19 protein-coding genes are annotated in these 21,816 nt (G+C 70.1%); 8 read left to right on the forward strand and 11 right to left on the reverse strand.

From position 1 onward, the window contains the following. Nucleotides 1–34: 34 nt before the first annotated feature. The 4 genes from SSMG_RS13170 to SSMG_RS13185 form a co-directional block, all read right to left on the reverse strand. Nucleotides 35–844, reverse strand: coding sequence for an ABC transporter permease (locus SSMG_RS13170; RefSeq protein ID WP_009076457.1), 810 nt, complete (start codon nucleotides 842–844; stop codon nucleotides 35–37). A 66-nt stretch (nucleotides 845–910) separates the two neighbouring features. Continuing rightward, the gene (locus SSMG_RS13175) at nucleotides 911–1,708 is read right to left on the reverse strand and encodes an ABC transporter ATP-binding protein (RefSeq protein WP_009076459.1); all 798 of its coding nucleotides are present in this window, start codon (nucleotides 1,706–1,708) and stop codon (nucleotides 911–913) included. Further along, nucleotides 1,705–2,160: a MarR family winged helix-turn-helix transcriptional regulator gene (locus SSMG_RS13180; protein ID WP_009076461.1), complete on the reverse strand. Its 456-nt coding sequence runs from the start codon at nucleotides 2,158–2,160 to the stop codon at nucleotides 1,705–1,707. The genes SSMG_RS13175 and SSMG_RS13180 overlap by 4 nt, the downstream gene beginning before the upstream one ends. 70 nt (nucleotides 2,161–2,230) lie before the next feature. Further along, entirely contained in the window at nucleotides 2,231–2,866 is a 636-nt protein-coding gene (locus tag SSMG_RS13185) for a LysE/ArgO family amino acid transporter (protein ID WP_009076471.1), read from the reverse strand. Between the two features lie 40 nt (nucleotides 2,867–2,906). On the opposite strand from SSMG_RS13185, the gene SSMG_RS13190 reads away from it, so the two are divergent. Beyond that, on the forward strand, nucleotides 2,907–3,791 hold the full coding sequence (locus SSMG_RS13190; protein WP_199785896.1) for a LysR family transcriptional regulator ArgP: 885 nt from the start codon (nucleotides 2,907–2,909) through the stop codon (nucleotides 3,789–3,791). 4 nt (nucleotides 3,792–3,795) lie between these two features. Here SSMG_RS13190 and SSMG_RS13195 read toward each other — a convergent pair whose 3' ends face one another. Beyond that, nucleotides 3,796–5,868 (reverse strand): AMP-binding protein, encoded by a 2,073-nt coding sequence (locus tag SSMG_RS13195; protein WP_009076475.1) that lies wholly within the window; start codon nucleotides 5,866–5,868, stop codon nucleotides 3,796–3,798. 207 nt (nucleotides 5,869–6,075) lie between these two features. Here SSMG_RS13195 and SSMG_RS13200 point away from each other — a divergent pair, with 207 nt between their 5' ends. The 4 genes from SSMG_RS13200 (at nucleotide 6,076) to glgC (ending at nucleotide 9,797) form a co-directional block, all read left to right on the forward strand. Beyond that, nucleotides 6,076–6,561: a universal stress protein gene (locus SSMG_RS13200; protein WP_199841133.1), complete on the forward strand. Its 486-nt coding sequence runs from the start codon at nucleotides 6,076–6,078 to the stop codon at nucleotides 6,559–6,561. 6 nt (nucleotides 6,562–6,567) lie between these two features. Then, nucleotides 6,568–7,359, forward strand: coding sequence for a putative protein N(5)-glutamine methyltransferase (locus SSMG_RS13205; RefSeq protein WP_009076479.1), 792 nt, complete (start codon nucleotides 6,568–6,570; stop codon nucleotides 7,357–7,359). A gap of 66 nt (nucleotides 7,360–7,425) precedes the next feature. Continuing rightward, entirely contained in the window at nucleotides 7,426–8,583 is a 1,158-nt protein-coding gene (gene glgA / locus SSMG_RS13210) for a glycogen synthase (protein WP_009076481.1), read from the forward strand. Nucleotides 8,584–8,597: 14 nt separating this feature from the next. Next, nucleotides 8,598–9,797: a glucose-1-phosphate adenylyltransferase gene (glgC, locus tag SSMG_RS13215; protein WP_086024975.1), complete on the forward strand. Its 1,200-nt coding sequence runs from the start codon at nucleotides 8,598–8,600 to the stop codon at nucleotides 9,795–9,797. On the opposite strand, the gene SSMG_RS13220 is transcribed toward glgC, so the two are convergent. Then, entirely contained in the window at nucleotides 9,794–10,993 is a 1,200-nt protein-coding gene (locus tag SSMG_RS13220) for a nucleotide disphospho-sugar-binding domain-containing protein (RefSeq protein ID WP_009076487.1), read from the reverse strand. The two genes, glgC and SSMG_RS13220, sit on opposite strands and share 4 nt — an antisense overlap. Nucleotides 10,994–11,119: 126 nt before the next feature. Between SSMG_RS13220 and SSMG_RS13225 the strand changes: the two genes are divergently transcribed. From SSMG_RS13225 to SSMG_RS13235, 3 genes are all read left to right on the forward strand, one after another. Next, entirely contained in the window at nucleotides 11,120–11,884 is a 765-nt protein-coding gene (locus SSMG_RS13225) for an SGNH/GDSL hydrolase family protein (protein ID WP_009076489.1), read from the forward strand. A gap of 278 nt (nucleotides 11,885–12,162) precedes the next feature. Beyond that, nucleotides 12,163–12,888 carry a GntR family transcriptional regulator gene (locus SSMG_RS13230; protein WP_009076491.1) on the forward strand — a complete coding sequence of 242 codons (726 nt, stop codon included), beginning with the start codon at nucleotides 12,163–12,165 and terminating at the stop codon, nucleotides 12,886–12,888. A gap of 449 nt (nucleotides 12,889–13,337) precedes the next feature. Further along, nucleotides 13,338–14,072, forward strand: a complete 735-nt coding sequence (locus SSMG_RS13235; RefSeq protein WP_009076496.1) for a sulfite exporter TauE/SafE family protein — start codon at nucleotides 13,338–13,340, stop codon at nucleotides 14,070–14,072. 35 nt (nucleotides 14,073–14,107) lie between these two features. Here SSMG_RS13235 and SSMG_RS13240 read toward each other — a convergent pair whose 3' ends face one another. From SSMG_RS13240 to SSMG_RS13260, 5 genes are read right to left on the reverse strand one after another with little or no spacing between them, the layout of a single operon-like run. Then, complete coding sequence (locus tag SSMG_RS13240; RefSeq protein WP_009076498.1) at nucleotides 14,108–15,934, reverse strand: sialidase family protein; 1,827 nt, start codon at nucleotides 15,932–15,934, stop codon at nucleotides 14,108–14,110. Then, entirely contained in the window at nucleotides 15,931–17,937 is a 2,007-nt protein-coding gene (locus SSMG_RS13245; protein WP_037713540.1) for a beta-galactosidase, read from the reverse strand. Before SSMG_RS13245 ends, SSMG_RS13240 begins: the two co-directional genes overlap by 4 nt. Further along, nucleotides 17,937–18,866 (reverse strand): dihydrodipicolinate synthase family protein, encoded by a 930-nt coding sequence (locus SSMG_RS13250; protein WP_009076502.1) that lies wholly within the window; start codon nucleotides 18,864–18,866, stop codon nucleotides 17,937–17,939. Before SSMG_RS13250 ends, SSMG_RS13245 begins: the two co-directional genes overlap by 1 nt. Further along, the gene (locus SSMG_RS13255; RefSeq protein ID WP_009076503.1) at nucleotides 18,863–19,822 is read right to left on the reverse strand and encodes an ABC transporter ATP-binding protein; all 960 of its coding nucleotides are present in this window, start codon (nucleotides 19,820–19,822) and stop codon (nucleotides 18,863–18,865) included. The genes SSMG_RS13250 and SSMG_RS13255 overlap by 4 nt, the downstream gene beginning before the upstream one ends. Further along, the gene (locus SSMG_RS13260) at nucleotides 19,819–21,780 is read right to left on the reverse strand and encodes a dipeptide/oligopeptide/nickel ABC transporter permease/ATP-binding protein (protein ID WP_009076506.1); all 1,962 of its coding nucleotides are present in this window, start codon (nucleotides 21,778–21,780) and stop codon (nucleotides 19,819–19,821) included. Before SSMG_RS13260 ends, SSMG_RS13255 begins: the two co-directional genes overlap by 4 nt. Between the last annotated feature and the right edge of the window lie 36 nt (nucleotides 21,781–21,816).

Below are 21,816 nucleotides of genomic sequence, written 5' to 3' on the forward strand. Positions count from 1 at the left end.
CCGAGTGAGAAAACGGTGTGCACTTCAGGGTGTTTCATCGAGCCAGCCTTCCCAGCAGAGCCGAAGCGACCGCGATCGCCAGCGCGGTCGCACCCACTAAGACGCCGAAGTCGGCCCCAAGGTTCTCCGGGGTGCCGATCAAGAGTCCCCGCAAGGCATCGACTTGGTAACTGAGCGGGTTCACGTGGCTCAGCACCTTGAGCCAGGACGGCATCAGGTTCACCGGATAGAGCGCGTTGGACCCGAAAAACAGCGGCATCGTGATCGCCTGGCCGATGCCCATCAGCCGTTCGCGCGAAAGCACCAAACCGGCGATAACGATGGAAAGACAGCAGAAAAAGGCCGAACCGAGCACCACGGCCGCCGCGGCGCCCAGCAGCCGCAACGGGTTCGCGGTCAGCCCGACGCCGAGCAACGCGGCGAGGAGCACGACGATGAACGCCTGCACGAGAGCGCGCACCCCGGCGGCGAAAGCTTTGCCCGCCACCAATGCCGCGCGCGGAGTGGGCGTGACGAGCAGCTTCGCGAGGACGCCCGCGTCGCGTTCCCAGATGATCTGGATGCCGTAGAAGATGGAGATGAACAGCGCGGACTGGGCGAGGATCCCGGGCGCGAGATAGTCGAGATACGGCACGGAACCGGTCGGGATCGCGCGCAGGCGGGTGAAGGTCTCGCCGAAGATGAGCAGCCACAGGGCGGGTTGGATGGCCCGGGTGAGCAGTTCGGTTTGGTCGCGGCGGAGCTTTTGCAGTTCCACCAGGCACATCGCGCCGATCCGGGAGAACAGGACGCGCAGTTGTCCCAGCGGGCTGGGGTCAGCGGATACGGCGAGTGGCGCGGACATCGCGGTTCCCTTTCTGGATAGGGCGCGTTTCCGGGGGCGATCGGGAACGCGGCGAAGGCAGGCTGGTCAGCCGAGGCGGCGGGCGGTGCGGCGGGCGGCGCGGACATCGCGGATCCCTCCCGCGTCGAGCGCGTTCCCGGTGACGGTCCGGAACACGTCGTCCAAAGTGGACTCCGGGCCGAGTCCGGCTTCGAGGTCGGCCGGCGTGCCGAGCGCGCGGATCTTGCCGGTGTGCATGAGCGCGACGCGGTCGCAGTACTGCTCGGCCTCGTCCATGTAATGGGTCGTGACCAGCACGGTCATCCCGGTTTTGGCGCGGATCTCGGAGATCCGCTCCCACACTGCCGAGCGCGCCACCGGGTCGAGGCCGATGGTCGGTTCGTCGAGGATCAGCAGCCGGGGCGAGCTGACCAGCGCCTGCGCCAGTTCCAGCCGGCGGATCATGCCGCCGGAGTACCGACCGGCGGGGCGGTCCGCGTCGTTCTCCAGGCCGACCAGTTCCAGCGCCTCGCGCACCTGCGCGGCCCGTTGCGCTCGCGGCACGTCGAAGAGCCGGGCGAACAGCGACACGTTATCGCGGCCGGTCAGCGCGCCGTCGGCGGAAAGCTGTTGCGGGACATAGCCGATCAGCCGCCGGACGGCCATCCGGCGGCGGGCGACGTCGAGCCCGAAGACGGTGATGTGGTCCGCCGGCACGGGCAGCAGCGTCGTGATCATCCGGATCGTGGTGGTTTTCCCGGCTCCGTTCGGGCCGAGGAGGCCGAAGACCTCGCCGGGTTCGATGGCGAGATCCACGCCGTCGACCGCGACGGTGGCGCCGAAGGAGTGCCGCAAGCCGGTGCAGCGGACTGCCGGTTCGCTCATGCCAGGTCCTCCTTGAGTGCTTCGGTGAGCCGTTCGAGGGCGGGCAGCGCGGCGACGATCGCTGCGGTGTCCTCTTCGGACAGCCGGGCGAGCGCAACCGAGACGAGACCGATGCGGGCGCGCCGCCAGGTCGCCATCCGGTCCCGGGCGGCGTCGGTGAGCTGCAGCCGCGCGGCCCGGCGGTCGGCCGCATCCACTTCGCGGCGCAGCAGGCCGGCCTCGGTCAGCACGTTCACGAGCGTGCTCACCGAATTCCCGGCCAGGCTCAGCTCCCGGGCCGCCGCCGCGACGCCGATGCCGGGGTTCCGGTGCACCACGCGCAGCAGTTCCACCTGCGAGCCGGGCAGATGCGGCCCCGGCAATTCGGCGCGGACGCGGCGGCGCACAACGCGGCGTACGCCCAGCACCGCGGTGAGAACGCGTTCGGCCAGGTCGATCCGGGGTGCGGGCATGCCGCCAAGTTAGCTCTGACTCAGAGTCATTAGCAACGCTAAATGTCCTGTTCGCCGGAAGCCTGGCGATTCATCCCCGGTGGAGCAGGAGCGCGACGCCGAGCACGAGCATGGTCGCCGCGATCACGCCGTCCAGGATCCGCCAGGCCGCGGGACGCGCGAACACATCGGACAGCCTTCGCGCGCCGAGCCCGAGCGCGCTGAACCAGACCGCGCTCGCGACCACCGCGCCGATGCCGAAAAGCCAGCGGCTGTCGCCGTGTCCGGCCGCGACGGAACCGACGAGGAGAACGGTGTCGAGGTAGACGTGCGGGTTGAGCCAGGTGAGCGCGAGGCACGTGAGAAGGGTGCGCTTCGGCGAGGAGACGTCAGCGGGGGAGACGGACAGCGTCCCTGGGCGGAACGCGCGGCGCGCGGCGAGGAGCCCGTACCCGACAAGGAAGAGCCCGCCGACGATCGCGATCGCCTTGATCGCCGACGGCCACCGCTGCAGCACCGCCCCGATCCCGCTCACTCCGGCGGCGATGAGCACCGCGTCGGACAGGGTGCAGACGAGGATCACCGGGACGACCAGGCCGCCGCGCAATCCTTGGCGGAGCACGAAAGCGTTCTGGGCGCCGATGGCGACGATGAGGGACATGCCGGTGCCGAATCCGGCGCTGAGCGCAGCGATCACGCTGCCGACGGTAGAAGCGGGCGCGGGCATTAAGCCAGGTAAAGATTCTGAACTAAGATAAGCGATCGTGATGTCCGATCTTCCGCTTGACCAGGTCCGCACCTTGCTCGCGGTGGTGGACGAGCAGTCGTTCGATCGCGCGGCGGCCGTGCTGCACGTGACGCCGCCCGCGGTGAGCCAGCGGGTGAAGGCGCTGGAGCAGCGGATCGGCCGGGTGCTCGTGCTGCGCTCGAAACCCGTGCGGCTCACCGAATCCGGCGAGGTGCTGGTGCGGTTCGCCCGGCAGCTGACCCGGCTCGAGGAGGACACGCGCGCGGAGCTGGGGCTCGGCGGTCCGGGCCTGCCGACGACGCTGCCGATCGCGGTCAACGCGGACTCGCTGGCCACGTGGTTCCTGTCCGCGCTCGAAGAGGTCCCGGCCGAGCCACCGGTCTCGTTCGACCTGCGCAGCGACGACCAGGACCACACGGCCGCCCTGCTCCGCGAGGGTTTGGTGATGGCGGCGATCACGGCGACCCCGCAGCCGGTGCAGGGCTGCACGGTCAGCCGCCTCGGCACGATGCGCTACCGCGCGGTGGCGTCGGCGGCGTTCGCACGGCGCTGGCTGGACGGCGGCTCGCTGGCGGAGCGGCTGCCCGCCGCGCCCGCGGTGCTGTTCGACCGGAAAGACGACCTGCAGGACCGGTTCCTGCGCCGGTTGACCCGGCGCAAGCTGCCGAGCCGGGTCCGGCACTACATCCCGGCCTCGGTGTCCTTTGTGGACGCGGTGGCCGCCGGGCTGGGCTGGGGGATGGTGCCGGAGCTGCAGCTGTCCGGGCGGGAACTGGTCGAGCTGGCCCCGGACCGGGCGGTGGACGTGGAGTTGTACTGGCAGCAGTGGAAGCTCGACTCGCCTTCGCTGGCCGCGGTGGCGGAGGCGGTGGGGCGGGCGGCGAGGCGCGCACTCGGGCCGTAACAGATCAGCCTTGCGTGATCGGCCAAAGATCGTCGTTCAGGAGCCGCTTCACGATCTTCCCCGTGGCGTTCCTCGGGAGCTCCGGTACGAAGTAGACATCGCGCGGCACCGCGAATCGCGCGAGTCTCTGGTGGATGTAGTGCCGGACGTCCTCCGCGTGCATGCGCGCGCCGCGGCGGAGCACGACATACGCGGCGAGGCGCTGGCCGAACTCGTCGTCCGGGACCCCGACCACCGCCGCGTCCGAAACGCCCGGCAGCGCGGCCAAGGCTTCCTCTACCGGACGCGGGAACACGTTCTCGCCGCCGGACACGATCATCTCGTCGGCGCGGCCGGTGACGAACAGCCGTCCCGACGCGTCCTGGTAGCCGACGTCGCCGGTCGCCATCAGGTCGTGGGCGCGCGGGACGCTGGAGCCGTTGGTGTAGCCGTCGAACAGCATGTCGTTGCCGACGAAGATCTGGCCCTCGTCGCCGGGAGGGACCGGGCGGCGGTCCTCGTCCAGGATCGCGACCCGGGTGCCCGGCGGGCAGCGGCCGGCGGACGTCGGCGCGGCGCGCAGGTCCGCCGGGTCGGCGATGCTCGCCCAGGACACCTCGGTGGAGCCGTAGAAGTTGTAGAGAATGTCGCCGAAGGTGTCCATGAACGACGTCACGAACGCGCCCGGCATCGCCGATCCGCTGCTCGCCACGATCCGCAGCGACGACAGGTCGTACCGGCTGCGCACGCGTTCGGGCAGGTCGAGGATCCGCTGCAGCATGATCGGCACCGCGAACAGCGCGTCGCAGCGGTGCTCGGCGATCGTGCGCAGCGTGTGCTCCGCGTCGAATTTCCGGATCAGCGACAGCTCCGCCCGCAGCGCCATGCCGAGCTGCATCGCGGCCAGGCCCCAGCTGTGGAACAGCGGGGCGGCCACGGCGATCTTGTCCCTGGCCCGCAACGGGATTCGCGACAAAACGGTCGCCGACGTGCTCACGCCCTTCGGCGTCGGACGGCGCGCGCCCTTCGGAGCTCCGGTGGTGCCCGAGGTCAGCACGACGATCCGGCCCTCGCGTTCGCTCGGCTTCGGCCGGGTCGTCGGCGCGTCCTGGAGCAGTTCGTCCAGCGTGCGGTAGCCCTGGTCGGCGTCGTCCCACGTGCTCACGCGCGGGAATTCGCCGGGCACCGACGCGATGATCGGCGCGAACTCGTCGTCGGCGAGGACCGCGGCGGGCGGGTGCTGGGTGAGGACTTCCTCGACCGCGGCGGGGGAGAGGCCGGTGTTGAGCAGGACGACGTCGGCGCCGAGCTTGCTGCAGCCGACGAACGCCTCGACCATCGCCGCGTGGTTGCGGCACATCAGCGCGACCCGCGAACCGGCCTCGACGTCGAGCGCGGCCAGTGCGTTGGCCAGCTGGTTGCTGCGTTCGTCGATCTCGCCGAACGTGCGGGTGTGGCGTTCGTCGTGCACCGCGACGTCGTCGGCCCCGCGGGCGGTCGCGGCGAGGTATCCGCCGGCCAGCGTCGCGCCCCAGCGGGCGAGCGAACTGAGCTGCTTCACCACCTTGTCCGGCCGTCCGGCGGCCAGCACTCCCGCGCGGACCAGCGTGTTCGCCGTGCGCAGGGCCGTGGCGGGTTCCTGCTCCGGCGGGTCGCCCGGCAGCCCGGACAACTGCTGCCCGATCCGCTTCGCCAGCTGTTTGAGCAGGCCTTTCACCGTGCCGCGGGCGAGCAGGTCGGAGTGTTCCGGCGGCAGGGACGGGAGCATCATCCGCAGCACGATCTCGGTGCCGCCGCGCGGGACCGGCCGCAGTTCGACCGACACCCAGGTCCGTTCGTCCGGCAGCCCGCACCAGACGACGTGCTCGCCCGGCCGGTACACCGCCGCGTGAATGGTGCCCTCGGCGACAGTGTGCCGGTCCGGGGCCAGCCGGATGAGGCAGTGCGGGCCGCGGCCGCGCTCGGCGGGCACGGTGACCTCGCACCAGCTGATGGCCGGGACGAACCTCGGGTACAGCTCGGGACTGCCGACGATCTGCCACACCTGTTCGGGCGAGTGCCCGACCACCGCACTCGCCTCGACTACATCGTCTCGCATCGCGATCCGCCTCGCCGCCGCACGCGTGTGGGCTCCCCGGTCCTTCCCGGACGCGTGTTCAGGTTGCGGGGACGCTACCAGGCACGAGAGGTCTGGGGTACTCCGAACGACGGGAAATCCAACCAGATGGGAATTTTCTTGCGAGGTTTCCTCGCCGACCGCGGGCGCTCCCCGGCGGGTCCCGGCGCTCCGGACATAATGGGCCGCGTGGAGCAACTGGTCGAGGAATACGGACCCAGCTGGGACCCGGGCCCGTACGAACGGGGCACCGACGGGCCGCGCGTGATCCTGGTCGGCGCGGACACCTCGCCGACCGGTCTGCGGGCGACGGCCTACGGCGGCGGTCTCGCCCGGCGGCAGCGCGCGCGGCTGGTCGTGGTGTACGTGGCCGCGCCGACGGTGTGGACCGGCCTCGCCGCGGCCGCGGTCGTCGACGTGCAGCAGCAGACGTTCGAGGAAGAGATCGAGCAGCTGCGCGCGGAACTGCGCGACCGGGCGGCCGACCTGCAGGTGCCGGTCACGTTCGTGGTCCGCCGCGGCGAGACGTTCCCGGAGCTGCGCCAGGCCGCGCAGGAGGTGAACGCGGACATGGTCGTGGTCGGCGCGTCCGAGCAGGGCGGGCACCGGCTCGTCGGCTCGGTCGGCAACCGCCTGGTGCGCGCCGCGACCTGGCCGGTCGTCGTGGTGCCGTAGGGCCTCGTGAGCGGCAACGCCGGTTCTAACCGGCATAAACACGCACGAGGGTTCGAGGACGTCGTCGCTCGGCTGCGCGCCGCCGGCTGCGTGTTCGCCGAGGACGAGGCCCGGCTTCTGCTGGGCCAGCCGGGCGACTTGGCCGGGATGGTCGAGCGCCGGGTCGCCGGGGAACCGCTGGAGCACATCCTCGGCTGGGCGGAGTTCGCGGGCCGCCGGTTCGTCGTCGCGCCGGGCGTTTTCGTGCCCCGGCACCGCACCGAATTGCTTGTCCGGCTGGCCGTCGGGTTCGCGCATGACCAGTCCGTGGTGCTCGATCTGTGTTGCGGTTCCGGTGCACTGGGCGCAACGGTCGCGGCCGAGGCGCCGGGAATCGAGCTGCACGCGGCGGACGTCGAGCCCGCCGCGGTCGAGTGCGCGCGGCAGAACGTGCCTGGTGAGGTCTACCAAGGAGATCTCTACGCACCTCTTCCGCCGCGGTTGCGCGGCCGGGTGGATGTGCTGATCGCGAACGTCCCGTACGTCCCGACCGACGACGTCGCGCTCATGCCGCCCGAGGCACGCGACCACGAACCCCGCGTCGCGCTCGACGGCGGAGCAGACGGTCTCGACGTGCTCCGTCGCGTGGTCGCTGAGGCACCGGCGTGGCTCGCGCCTGGCGGACACGTGCTTTTCGAGGCCAGCGAACGGCAAGCCGCTGCCGCGACGGCCGAACTGCGCCGCGCCGGACTGGCCGCGTCGGTGGAAGAAGATGACGAACTCGGCGCGACAGTCGTGGTAGGACGGCGCGAACACTGAGCGGCGAACCGGATTCGCCCGCATTCCGTACTGCGTGCGTCCGGTGGGGACGTCTAGGGTCGACGCATGAAGGTCGGCCTGCTCACCCGGGAGTATCCGCCGGACGTGTACGGGGGAGCGGGGGTGCACGTCGAGTTCCTCGCGCGGGAACTGCGGTCGCTGGTCGACCTGGACGTGCACTGCTGGGGCCCCGACCGCCCGGACGGCGCGCACGGGCACCGCGACGCGCACGGGTACGCCCAGCCCGCGTTCGCCACGATGGACATCGCGGTTTCGATGGCGGACGCGCTCGCCGGCCACGATCTCGCGCACAGTCATACCTGGTACGCGAACCTCGGCGGCCATCTCGCGAAGCTCGCGCACGGCATCCCGCACGTCATCACCGCGCATTCGCTCGAACCGCTGCGGCCGTGGAAGGCCGAGCAGCTCGGCGGCGGCTACCGCGTGTCGTCGTGGATCGAGCGCGACGCGTACGAGGCGGCGGACGCGATCATCGCGGTCAGCTCCGGCATGCGGCGCGACGTGCTCGCCGCGTACCCGAACGTCGACCCGGCGCGGGTGCACGTGGTGCGCAACGGCATCGACACCGAGCTGTACCAACCCGATCCGGGCACCGATGTCCTGGAGAAGCACGGCATCGATCCGAACCGGCCGTACGCGTTGTTCGTCGGACGGATCACGCGGCAGAAAGGCGTGCCGCATCTCGTGCGCGCCGGGGCTCAGCTGGACGAAGACGTGCAGCTCATCCTGTGCGCGGGCGGCGCGGACACGCCGGAACTGGACGCGGAGTTCCGCGGGCTGGTCGCGGAATTGCAGGAAAACCGGTCCGGCGTGCACTGGATCCCGGAAATGCTGCCGCGCCGCGAAGTCGTCCAGTTGCTGACCCACGCGCTGGTGTTCGTCTGCCCGTCGGTGTACGAGCCGCTCGGCATCGTGAACCTGGAGGCGATGGCCTGCGGCACCGCGGTCGTGGCCAGCGACGTCGGCGGCATCCCGGAGGTGGTCGCGGACGGCGAGACCGGCGTGCTGGTGCACTACGACGAGAACGAGCCCGGCGCTTTCGAGGCCGGGCTCGCGCGCGGGATCAACGGCCTGGCCGCCGACCGGGACCGGGCCACCCGGCTGGGCCTGGCCGGACGGGACCGCGCGGTGGGAGAGTTCGGCTGGGCAGCGATCGCCGCCGCGACGGTCGGGGTTTACGAGGCGTGCGGGAGGGTTTCGTGATCGACGGATCCGATGTGCTGGGAATCGTTCTCGCCGGCGGCGAGGGCAAACGGCTGATGCCGCTGACCACCGACCGGGCGAAACCCGCGGTCCCGTTCGGCGGCGTGCACCGGCTGATCGACTTCGTGCTCTCCAACCTGGTGCACGGCGGGATCCGGCGGATTTGCGTGCTGACGCAGTACAAATCGCATTCGCTGGACCGGCACATCTCGACGACGTGGCGGCTGTCGTCGCTGACCGGCGAGTACGTCACGCCGGTGCCCGCGCAGCAGCGGCTGGGCCCGCGCTGGTTCCAGGGCAGCGCGGACGCGATCCACCAGAGCCTGAACCTCGTGCACGACGAATCTCCCGCGTACATCGCGGTGTTCGGCGCGGACAACATCTACCGGATGGACCCGCGCCAGATGATCGACGCGCACATCGCGTCCGGCGCGGGCGTGACGGTCGCCGGGATCCGGGTGCCGCGCGCGGAGGCCCGTTCGTTCGGCGTGATCAGCACCGAGGACGGCACGAAGATCGACGCGTTCCTGGAGAAACCCGAGGATCCGCCGGGCCTGCCGGATTCGCCCGACGAATCGTACGTGTCGATGGGCAACTACGTCTTCACGACGCAGGTGATGCTCGACGCGCTGCACGCGGACGCGAAGAACCCGGCGTCCAAACACGACATGGGCCGCGACATCATCCCGGCGCTGGTGGAGAAATCCGAGGCGGCGGTCTACGACTTCAACGGCAACGTGGTACCCGGGGAAACTGACCGGGACCACGGCTACTGGCGCGACGTCGGAACGATCGACAGCTATTACGACGCGCACACGGATTTGATTTCTACGCAGCCGATTTTCAACCTGTACAACCGGAAATGGCCCATTCTGGCCCACCCCGGCCAGCGCGCGGCGGCGAAGTTCGTGGAAGGCGGCACGGCGACCCAGTCGATCGTCAGCAACGGCTGCATCATCTCCGGCGCGCAGGTGGTGGATTCGGTGCTGTCGCCGGACGTTTTCATCGAGAACGGCGCGGTCGTGCAGGGTTCAGTGCTGCTGGACGGCGCCCGGGTCGGCCGCGGCGCGGTGGTGCGGCGCGCGATCCTGGACAAGAACGTCGTCGTTCCGCCAGGAGCGCACATCGGGGTGGACCTGGCCCGGGATCGCGGCCACTACCACGTCAGCGACTTCGGGATCGTCGTGCTGGGCAAGGGAGAAACGGCGATCTAGCGGACGGCCGCGACCGCACGTGCGAGGATGTCGGCCGGGGTGGGCTGCTCGCTCATCTCCGCCCGGACCTCCGCGGCCGCCCGCCGGTACGCCTCGTCCTCCAGCAACTGCGAGACCAGCTTCCGGACCGTGGGAACGTCCACAGTGGCCGGATCGTGGCTCAGCCCGACGCCCCGGTCGACCACCCGCTCGGCCGACATCGGATTGTCCGCGAAACTGGGCAGAACCAATTGCGGCACCCCGTAATACAACGGCGCGGCAGTAGTTCCGGACCCGCCGTGATGCACGATCGCGGCGCACCCCGGCAAGAACACCGACAACGGCAAATACCCCACTGACCGCACGTTCCCGGGAAGCTCGCCCAGTTCGCTCAGATCAGCGGTGCCCGCCGCGAGAATGACCTCGACGTCCATTCCGCCGAGCGCGTCCAGCACGACCTTCAGGCTGCTGACCCCGCTCATCGCCGGGACCACAGTGCCGAGCGTGACCGCCACCCGGGGCCGTTCCGGCTTCCGCAGCACCCACTCCGGCAGTACCGCCCCGCCGTTGTAGGGCACGAACCGCATCGGCCACCACGGCGCGCCGTCGCGTTCGTCCACGTGCTCCTCTTCCGCGCGCAGCCCGCCCATGCTCGGCGCCCGGGGGTCGATCCGGGCGATGACATTCGGCGGCTCGTCGCCGAGGCCGAGCTTCGTGCGCATCAACGCGACGAGTTCGCCGTCGAGGAAGTCGGCGTGCTCGGTGCGCCACGAGAGGTCCCGGGCCGACCAGGAGATCCGGTTGCCGACCTCGAGCGCGGGCACGCCGAGCGCGACGGCGGCGAGCGCGCCGGTCCCGTGGTCGGACGGGTAGACGACGAGGTCCGCGCCGAACGCCCGGCCCGCCTCGATGGTGCCCTCGGTCATCGCGGCGGTGAAAAGCCCGAACGGGCCCTGGTGCCGGCGCGCGATGCGGTACTCCTCGGGTTCGTCCGGGTCCGGGGCGGCGTCGCCCTTGACGGTGGCCAGCAGGTCGGTCCAGATGTCGCGGCCGGGGAAGACGTCGGCGACCGGCAGCCCGGCGCGCGCGGACACCTCGGCGACCTCGGCGGTGGTGGCCAGCAGCACGTCGTGCCCGGCAGCGCGGGCAGCCCAGACGACCGGGATCAGCGGAAGGGTGAGCCCGTACCCGGGCGCGGACGCGAACAGGATCTTCACGCTTTCGAGCCTGCCAGAACCGTGACGCTCCCCGCATCCTGGTTTCTCTTTCCGCACAGCGGTAACGCGCGGGCCCGTCGCGGCGACACATCCGCAGATCATCTCTCCCGGAAAGGCCCGGTCCCCATGCGAAGAGCCCGTATCGCGGCACTGCTGACCCTGGTCGGCTTCGGCATCGCGATGTCCCCCGCCGTCGCCGCCGACGCTGGTCAGACCAGCACCTGGTGCACCAAGAAGGAGCAGGTCGCGATCCTCGGCACGTCGGCCGACACCGGTTACGGCACCACGGGCTACCAGTCCGCCACGGACACCTACGCGCCGACCACCTACGGCTGGACCACGAAAATCGCCAACGACCTCCACGCCCAGTGGAACACCACCACGAAGAACTACGCGCACAACGGCGCGATGGCCACCGACTACCTTCCCGGCGGCCGCTGGCCCGACACGACCGGCGCGCTCGCCGACATCACGCAGCGCCAGCCCGACCTGGTCCTCGTCGACCTCGGCGGCAACGAGCTGATCTCGCAGACCGACCCGGCGGTGTTCAAGGCGAACCTCGGCAAGGTCATCGACAACATCCGCGCCGCGCGGCCCGGGGTGGACATCCTGCTGTCGATCTACGCCGAGCTGAAGTGGACGCCCAACCCGTGGGGCGGGCAGACGCAGAAGTACTTCTGGTCGCAGTACGGCTCGGCGATCTACGAGACGGCGGTCGCCAAGGGGACGGCGCTCGTCGATCTGCGGCAGTACATCCCGCCCGCGGGCTCGGCCAATCTGCCGAACCCGAGCCCGTGGCTGGCGGACAACGTGCACCTGAACGACGCGGGGAACCTCGCCGAGTACGGGATGTGGTGGGGCTGGACGTCGAGCCTGGGGAGCATTTGCTGAGCTGAGCACGTTCCGTTGGCTGAGGCGGCCGGGCTGACCCGCGAGGAGCGGTTCAGCCCGGCCGCTGTGCTTATGGTCGGTGCCGCTGCGGCGGGAGCTGCGCGGTCGTCGAGCGCGGCTGATGCCGGGTGTCTCCCGCTGCCCGGGGCATCCCCGTGCCGGTTCGCGGTGGCGGAACGGGCACCGGGGTCGCCCATCGCCGCTGATCACGGCGGTTCCGCAGGTCAATGTGGGTGGCGTAACCTCGGCGTAATCACAATCCCGGTAGCGTCGCCGACGTGGTGACTGCACAGCGGAGGGCGGAACGGGCCCGGCAGGTGGCCGACGGACTGCGGCAGCGGATCGTCGCGGGCGAGGTCGGCGAGCTGCTGCCGGGCGAGCGGGCGCTGGGCGAGTGGTTCGGCGCGTCGCGGAACGTCGTGCGGGAAGCGCTCGGCTTGCTGCGGGACGAGGGGCTCGTCGAACGCCGGCAGGGGGTCGGGACGCTGGTCGTGCGCCCGAAATACGGGCACGGGCTCGACCGGCTGTCCGGGCTGGCGGAGGCGCTCGAAGGACACGGCGAGGTCGTCAACGAGGTGCGCACCGCCGAGACGGTCGCCGCGCCGCCGTCGGTGGCCGAACGCCTCGGGCTGGCGGCGGGGGAAGAGGTCGTGCACCTGGAGCGGGTCCGGCGGCTCGGCGGGGCGCCGTTGTCGCTCGACTCGACCTATCTGGTGGCGGACCTGGGGATTCCGTTGCTGGGGAAGGATTTGGCGCACCGGGACCTGTTCGCGCTGCTGGAGGAGACGAACGGCATCCGGCTGGGGCGGGCGGAGGTCGAGGTGCACGCGGTGTCCGCCGGGCCGGACACGGCTGCGCTGCTGGGCATCGCGCCGGGAACGGCGGTTTTCGCGCTGGACCGGTTGACCCGCCTGCCGGACGGCCGTCCGGTGGACGCGGAATGGCTGCACATCCGCGCGGACCGGCTGACACTGCGCGCGACTTTGCATCGCGGGGCGGGGTGACGTCCGCAGAGATCTTGCCGCCGTGGCCGTGGGGCGGGCACCGAGGTCGGCTTGAGGGTGGCTGGGCGGAGATCGCGGTTCGTGGCTAAGTCCGGGCCGGGCACACCGAGGTGAGGAGTGATTCGATTGGCAGACCGCGGTTTCCGGCGGTCGATTGTGCGCGGGCCGGTTGGTTGTGCGGGTGATGGCGCCGTGGGGTGCGGAGGAGAGGCCTGTTTCGGGCGGCGGATTGCGCGCGAGCCGGTTCGTCGTGCGGGTGGTCGGGCAGTGGGGCGCGGACGAGGGACTGGTTTCGGGCACCGGGTTGTGCGTGGGGCGGTTGGTCTTTCCGGCGGTCGCGCGGTGAGGCGTCGACGAGGGACTGGTTTCGGTAGGTGGACCGTGCGCAGGCGAGTTCGTCGTGCGGGCAATCCCGCAGCGGAGCACGCGCGAGCAACCGGCTTCCGGCGGTGTCTGACGTGATCCTCGCGCTCATCGTCACCGGATTGCTCGCCGGGATCGGCATCACCGCCGTCGGGCCCGGCGGAGTGCTCGCGACCGTCGGGCTGTTCGTCTTCACCTCCCTCACCCCGGCGCAGGTGGCCGGGACGGCGATCGTCACGCACGTGGCCACCGGGATCCTCGGCAGTGCCGCGTTCGTCCATTCCGGACAGTTGCGGGAACCGGAAACCCGGCGGACAGCGGGAGTTCTCGCCGCCGCGGCGACAGTCGGGACGCCGCTCGGAGTGCTGCTGAACTCCTGGGTGTCCGCTAAGGCGTTCGGGATCGTGCTCGGCGGGTTCGCGCTCGTCGTGGCGGTGTTCGTCGGGCTGAAGGGGCGGGAGCGGGCGGTCGGGCTGCCGGTCGCGGGGGCGATCGGGGCCGGGGTCGCGGTGGTGGCCGGGCTGGTCGGCGTCGGCGGGCCGATGCTGGCGGTGCCGTTGCTGGTGGTCGCCGGGATGCCGGTGCTCGGCGCGCTCGCGGCGGCGCAGGTGCAGTCGGTCGTGATCGCCAGCGTCGGCACGCTGGGGTATGTCCTGCACGGAGCAGTCGACTGGCGGCTGGCGGCGATCGTCGGGATTCCGGAGCTGGCGGGCGTGCTGATCGGCTGGCGGATCGCGCACGCATTGCCGACCAAGACGCTGAAAGCCGCGCTCGTCGCGGTGCTGGTCGGGATCGCGCCGTATCTCGCGTTGCACGGCTGAAGCCGGGTGGCGGGCACCCGGCTTCAGCCAGTGCATTACCGGTCGAAGGGCAGCTGCATGACCGCTCCGGAGACCGGCTTTCCGGCGCGAAGGCTGTCCAGTTCTACAGTGGACAGTGCACGGCGATAGAGGCGTGCGTCGTCCAGGGAACCGGACAGGTGCTGGGCGCCGTCCAGGCGTTCGCCCAGCCACAGCTGGAACGAGACGGTCTGGGTGACCGAGCCGGGGGAATCCGGACCGGATGCGGCCAACGCGCCGTCGACCAGGATGCGGAGCTGGCCACCCGAACGCTGAAGCGTCACGTGGTGCCATTGCTGATCGTCGTACGCCGACTGCGTGGTGACCGACTTGCTTCCGGCCGCGGTGGTCATCATCGCGATCAGACGATGCGACGCGGGTTCGGCGCGGAGCCACAGCTGCGGCGCGGTGGAGCCCATGCCGCCCAGCCACAGGAGAGCCTGCGGGTCTTTGGACGCGCCGTAGTTGACCCAGGTGGTGAAGGTGAAGTCGCCTGCGCCCACCAGTTGCGTCGGCGAGTACGGAACGCGTACGAAGCTGTTGTTCAGTTGCACGGCCTTGCCGAACTTGCCGGGAACCAAACTGGCGTCGCCGAGGATGCGGGCAGGTTGTCTGCTTGCGACATCCGGAGTGGACACTCCCGGCGAGCGTTTCCAACCGAGGTAGTTCTCGTCGAAGCGGGCGAAGCGGATTTCGTCGCGCGCGTCCACCGCACCGCCCTCGTACATCAGGCCGATCTTCGCGTTCTTGTCTTGCGGACCGCTCAGCTGCACCAGATCGGAGTAGCCCGACCAGTCCGTGGTGATCCGCGTGCCCTGGTCGGCGTTTTCCCACGTGCGACCGTCGTCATAGGACGAACGGATGGTCATCCAGCGCCGCCGGTCGGTGTCCGCGGGGGAGGCGAACAGGATCCGCTTGCCGCCCGGACGGTCCAGGCGCAGCAGGGAACCCTGCACCATCGGCGTCACGAGGTCGGGAATCGTGGTGAAACGCTGGGAGAAAGTCTCGCCGCCGTCCCGGCTCAACGCGTAGTCGCGGTTGCCGATGTCGGTGCCGCTTTGTTCGCGGCCTCCGGCGTAGATCGTGCCGTCCGGCAGTTCCACGACGCTGACTTCGGACGGTTTTTGCGTGAAGGTGCCGCCCACCGGGTGCAGATAGTGGTCGACCGCGCCGACGTGCCACGAGGAACCGCCGTCGTCGCTGTAGATCAGACCGGCGTAGTTCTCGACGGAATGGGTGCCGTCGCTGCGTTCCGCGTTCACGCCGAAGACGAGCCGACCCGCGTGCCGGCCGTGCTGCAACTGGATGCCGTGCACCGGGCCCGAGGCGTACCAGGAGTCCCACTCCGGAAGCTTCGCCTGTGCGCTGATGTCGACCGGCGTGGACCAGGTGCGGCCGTCGTCAGTGCTGTACTGCGAGTGCGGCGTGCGCGGGCACGGCACGTCACAGCCCTTGTCGTCGGTGCGGCCCTTGTTGTACGTGGTGATGAGGACAATCCGGCCGGTCTTAGTGTCCACAATGGGCACGGGGTTGCCGTGGGTGTCCCCGCCGCCGCGGTTGACCACCTGCAGCGGCGACCAGGTGGTGCCACCGTCGGTCGACCGCTTCAGCACCAGGTCGATATCACCGGTGTCGCCGCAGTTGTTCTTGCGGCCCTCGGCGAAGGCCAGCAGCGTGCCCTGCGTGCTGCGGACGATCGCCGGGATGCGGAAACACGCGTAGCCGGTTTCCTGGTGGGGGTTGAAAAGCGCTTGCTGATCGAATTGCGGCGCGGCCTGCGCTGAAACGGGCGCGAGGAAAGCCAGCAGCACGAACGCCAGCACCACGCGAAGGGCGGTTCTCATCTGGTCTCCGTTCCGAACTGTCCGGAGAGGACGGCCACGCCGTGTGCCGCCAATTCCACTTCGGACGATGGCTGAGCGGGATCGGTGAGCAAATCTGTACCGGGCGAAGGCAAGGAAACAGTGACGGCTTCAGCGTTGTGGTTGAGCAGGAACAGATAGTCTTCGGAACCATGCCGCACGATTGCCTGGACGCCGTCCGGCAAGCCGGGCAGCACCGGCGAAACTCCGGCGTCGGCGGTGATCCGGTCGAACAGCGTGCGCATGACGTCCGCGTCCGGCCGCGTGCCGAGGTACCACGCGACGCCTGAGCCGAGCTCGTGCCGCGTGATGGCGGGCCGCCCGGCCAGCGGGCCTTCGGCGAAGGTGGCGACGACGTCCGCGCCCTCGGCTTCGATCCATTCGGACCAGATCTTCGCACCCACGGTGGCGCCGTCGAGGTCGAGCGTCGTGGCACCGCTCTCGGGCAGTGGCCAGAACTCGTCGACGCGCAGGCCGAGAAGGTCGCGCAGGGGAGCGGGATAGCCGCCGGGGTACACCCGGTCGTTCTCGTCGGCGATACCGGAGAAGAACGACACCACCAGGTGCCCGCCACCCTCCACATAGGACCTTAGATTGGCCGCGACCGCACTGTCCATCAAGTACAGATTGGGCACCACGACGAGCCGATATCCGGACAGCTCGCGCGACGGGTGCACGACGTCGCACGTGACGTTCGCGTCGAACAGCGGCGCGTAGTGCGCGAGGTGCGCGTCGAGCTGGCTGAGGTCGTCCGACGGATGCGAGTTCAGCTCCAGCGCCCACCAGCTGTTCCAGTCGTGCAGGAGCGCGACGTCGGCCTTCACCCGGCTGTCCGCCAGTTGCGGCAGCGACGCCAGTTCCTGCCCCAGGTCGCGCACCTCGCGGAAGATCCGGGTGTCCGGACCGCCGTGCGGCACCATCGCGGAGTGGAATTTCTCGGCCCCGCCCGGCGTTTGCCGCCACTGGAAGAACAGCACCGCGTCCGCGCCTCGCGCGACGGCCTGCCAGCTGCCCAGCCGCATCGTCCCCGGCGGCTTCGGGCTGTTGCGGGTGCGCCAGTTGACCGCGCTCGGCGCCTGTTCCAGCAGCAGCCAGGGCTGACCGTCCTTAAGGGACCGGACGAGGTCGTAGGCGAAGGCCGCTTCCAGGTGCCCGCGCGGATCGTACGGGTCGGGATAGGAATCGAGGCTCACGATGTCCTCGTGCGGCACCCATTTGTTCCAGTCCAGCGACTTCTGCACCAGGCCGACGAAGTTCGTGGTCACCGGGATGTCCGGCGTGATCCGGGCCAGCACCTCGCGCTCGGTGAGGTAGCAGCCCAGCGAAGCGTCGGACGAGAACCGGTGGTAGTCGAGCTGGTGTGCCGGGTTCGGGAAGGTCGGCGCGACGCGCGGCGGCTGGATCTCGGCGAACTCGGAGTACCGCTGCGACCAGAAGGTCGTGCTCCAGGCTTCGTTCAACGCCTCGATGGTGCCGTAGCGTTCGGCGAGCCAGCGCCGGAAGTCCACTGCGGACTCGTCGCAGTAACAGGCGCGGATGTGGCAGCCGAATTCATTGCCGATATGCCACATTTCCAGTGCCGGGTGCTCGGCGTACCGAGTCGCGACCTGTTCCACCAGCCGAGCGGCGTGCTCGCGGAACACCGGGCTGGACGGGCAGAACTGCTGCCGCGCACCGGCGGACAGCCGGGTGCCGTCCGCGCGCACGGGCAGGATTTCCGGATATCGGTGGGAAAGCCACGGCGGCGGCGAGGCCGTCATGGTGCCGAGACAGGCCCGGATGCCGCCGGAAGCGAGGTTGTCCATTACCGTGTCGAACCAGCCGAAATCGAATTCCCCGGGACGTGGTTCGACCTGCGCCCAGGAGAAAATCCCGACAGTCACCATCGAGACCGAAGCCTCGGCCATCAGTTTCAGGTCTTCCGCCCACACGTCGGGCGACCAATGCTCGGGGTTGTAGTCCCCGCCGTAGTACAGCCGATCCATCAGAGGAGACCCGCTTCCGCCAGCTTTCCCTTGATCTGCAGCAGTTCGTCGTCGTTGAGAGGAAGCTGCGGCGGCGCCATCACCGCGTTGTCGATGAATCCGCGCATCTTCATCGACGCCTTGAACGCGCCGAGCGCGGCCGACCCGCGGCCCATCCGGTTCGGCGGCGCCACGTCGGTGATGCTGAACAACGTCAGCAGCCGTTCCTGTTCGCGTCGCGCGGCCTGCGGATTGCCGCCGCGGAAGTGGTCGTAGATCAGCACATAGCCGACCGGGTCGACGTTTCCGAGCCCCGGCACCGCGCCGTCCGCGCCCTGCGCGAGTGCGGCGTCCACCAGCAGTTCGGACCCGGTGAACACGGCGAATCGCTCCAGCCCGCGTTCGCGCCGCTGCTGCAGCACCATCCGGAACCCGGCTTCGTCGCCGCTGGAATCCTTGAGCCCGGCCAGAACCCCGTCCGCGGCCAGGTTCAGCACCATGTCGCGGTCGAGCTTCGTGTGCACGGCGATCGGGATGTCGTAGGCGAAAATCGGCAGCGACGTCCGCTCGTGCAGCAACCGGAAATGCCGGTCGATCTCCGCGACGTGCGTGCGCGTGTAGTACGGCGCGGTCACCACGATGGCGTCCGCGCCGGCCGCTTCGGCAGTCTTCACGTGCTCCGCGACGCGCAGGGTCGTCATGTCGATACAGCCGGCGAGCACCGGGACTCGGCCGGCGACCTGGTCGACCGCGGTTTCGACGGTGATCCGGCGCTGGTCGTCGGGCAGGAAGGCGACCTCGCTGGACGAGCCGAGCACGAAAATCCCGTGCACGCCGGCGTCGAGCTGGAAGTCGATGTGCCGCCGCAGCGACGCGGTGTCGACGGTGAAGTCGTCGTGGAACGGCGTGCACAGCGGCGGGATGATGCCGGCGAACGTGGGCGCAGTCATGAGGCAGTCACTCCGATTTCTGGGTGGATGCAGCGGTAGGTGTGCTCGTCCGGCCCGGACTGCGGCGGCAAGGCCAGGGAGCATTCGTCGGTGGCTTTCGGGCAGCGGGTGTGGAACGGGCAGCCGGGCGGCGGCGCGGTCGCCGACGGGACGGGTCCGCTGAGGACAATCGGTTCCACCGGGTGCAGAAGGCTCGGCGTCGCCGAGAACAGCGCGCGCGTGTACGGATGGTGCGCGTGGTGCGGCAGTTCGCTCGCCGGGGCTTGTTCGACGATCCGGCCGAGGTACATCGTCACGATGCGGTCGCTCATCCGGCGCACGGTCTGGATGTCGTGCGACACGAACACCATCGCCAGTTCGAGCTGTTCCCGCAGTTCCAGCAACAGGTTCAGGATCTGCGCGCGCACCGAAACGTCCAAAGCGGACGTCGGCTCGTCGGCCACCAGCAGGGCCGGCCGCAGGGCGAGCGCCCGGGCGATCGCCACGCGCTGCCGCTGTCCGCCGGACAGCTGGGACGGCAGCGCGTCGGCCACGCTGGTGGGCAGCCCGACGAGGTGCATCAGCTCCCGGACCCGTTCGGCCCGCTCGGCCGCGGCGCCGATCTGGTGCACGTCGAGCGGGTCGCGCAGGATCTTCGAAACGGGCAGCCGCCGGTTCAGCGCGGTCGACGGGTCCTGGAAGATCATGCCGACCGTGCGGCCCAGTTCGGCCGGACGCAACGCGGAGAGGGGCTGACCCGCGTAGCGCACCGTGCCGGAGGTGGGCTTCTGCAGCCCCACCAGCACTTTGGCCAAAGTGGACTTCCCACAGCCGGATTCTCCGACCACGCCGACGGTTTCGCCCTTCGCGATCGCCAGGGTGGCGTCGGTGAGCGCGTACACCTTGTCGTGTCCGAAAAGACTCGAGCCGCGGATCTTGTGCACCACGTGCACGCCGTCGACTTCGACGAGGCTCATGCCTGTGCTCCTTCCACCATCACCGCGACCGGGCTCTCGGCGGGGTAGTGGCAAGCCACGAGATGTCCTTCACCTGAGGGTTCAGGCGCGACCTCGAAGCAGTGCCCGCGCGCGGCGGGGCACCGGCTCGCGAACCGGCAGCCGGGAGGGAAGTCCGCCGGTGCGGGTACGACGCCCTTGATCTGGGTGAGCGTCGCTTCGTTCTCCTCCAGCGACAGCACCGCGCTGAGCAGACCACGGGTGTAGTGGTGCCGCGGCGCACCGACGACCGCAGCGGTCGCGCCAGTCTCGGCGACCTGGCCGCCGTACATCACGACCACCCGGTCGGCGAGGTCGGATACCAGCGCGAGGTCGTGAGATACCAGCACCAGCGCGAACCCCAGCTCCTCCTGCAGCCGCAGCAAAAGCGCCATGATCTGCGCTTGCACGGTCACGTCGAGCGCCGTCGTCGGCTCGTCGGCCACGATCAGCTTCGGGCTGCGGGACAGCGCCATCGCGATCAGCACGCGCTGCCGTTGCCCGCCGGACAGTTCGTGCGGATACGCCCGCAGCGTCCGGCCCGGATCGAGGTTGACCAGTTCCAGCAGCTCTTCCGGCGTGCGGGTGCCGCCGCGCCGGGTGAACTGCTTGAGCTGCGCGCGGATCGTCATCGCCGGGTTCAGCGAGCTGAGCGCGTCCTGGTAGATCATCGCCAGGTCGTGCCCGAGATGCCGGCGGCGGACGCCCGGCTTCATGGTGAGCAGGTCCTCGCCCGCGAACCGGATCTCGCCGCTGAGCCGCGCGGCGTCCGGCTGCAGTCCCATGATCGACAGCGCGGTCAGCGATTTCCCGCAGCCCGATTCGCCGATCAACCCCAGCACCTCGCCGGAACGGACCGAAAAGGACACTCCGTCCACCACGGGCACGCCGTTGTGCCGATCCGGGAACGAGATCGCGAGATTCTCCACCCCCAGCACGGTTTCCCGGCCGGAGAGATCCCGCGCCTTCGCCGCCAGCCGCTGTCCGGCTTCGCGCAGACCGCGCAGCGGCAGCACCGGAGCAGTGGCCTCCGGAGCCAACTCGATCTGCTGTGCCGCTTCGGCCGCCTTCGCGGTGCGGGCCGACGGCGCGGCCCAGGCGTCGGAGATGCCCTCGGAGAGGATGTTCAACGCCAGCACGGTGAGCAGGATCAGCAGACCGGGGAACAGCGTCGCCCACCAGCCGCCGGTCAGCACGAGGTCCTTGCCGTCCGCGAGTACTGATCCCCAGGACGGATCGGGCGGCTGGATCCCCGCGCCGATGAACGACAGCGACGCCTCGAACACGATCGCGTCCGCCACGGTCACCGTGCAGTACACGAGGATCGGCGCGGCGCAGTTGACCGCGACGTGCCGGGCGAGGATGAACAGCCGTTTCGCGCCGATCACGCGTTCGGCCGCGACGTAGTCCTCGCCGTACTGCGCGAGCACGTTCGCCCGCACCACCCGCGCCACCGGAGCCATGTTGAGGAAGCCGATGGCGAGGATCAGCACGAGGATGCCGCGGCCGAACACCGCCACCAGCACCGCGGCCAGCGCGATGCCGGGGAAGGCCATCAGGACGTCGAGGACCCGCATGACCAGTCCGTCGACCCGGCGGCCGGACGTCGCCGCGAAGGCTCCGACGACGACTCCGGCGACCAGCGCGAGCAGCGTCGCGCCGAGGCCGATCGCGAGCGACCAGCGCGTGCCCGCGACGAGCCGGGAGAAGATGTCGCGGCCGGACTGGTCGGTGCCGAACCAGTGCACCGCGCTGGGCCCGCCGGTGTCGGTGCTGAGCAGGTCCGGATTGTGCGTGGCGACGACGGTGCCGAGGATCGCGACGAGCCCGAGCACGATCAGCACGGCCAGCGCGATCCACGAGGACAGGGGAAGCCGCCGGAACCGGACGCCGGGCCGCGAGAGCCGGGCGGTCAGGTTCGGGCGGAGGACCGGGCGCATCACGAGCGCCTCCGCTGTCGGGGGTCGGCGACGGAG

The organism is Streptomyces sp. AA4 (assembly GCF_000158875.1).
Taxonomy (GTDB): domain Bacteria; phylum Actinomycetota; class Actinomycetes; order Mycobacteriales; family Pseudonocardiaceae; genus Amycolatopsis.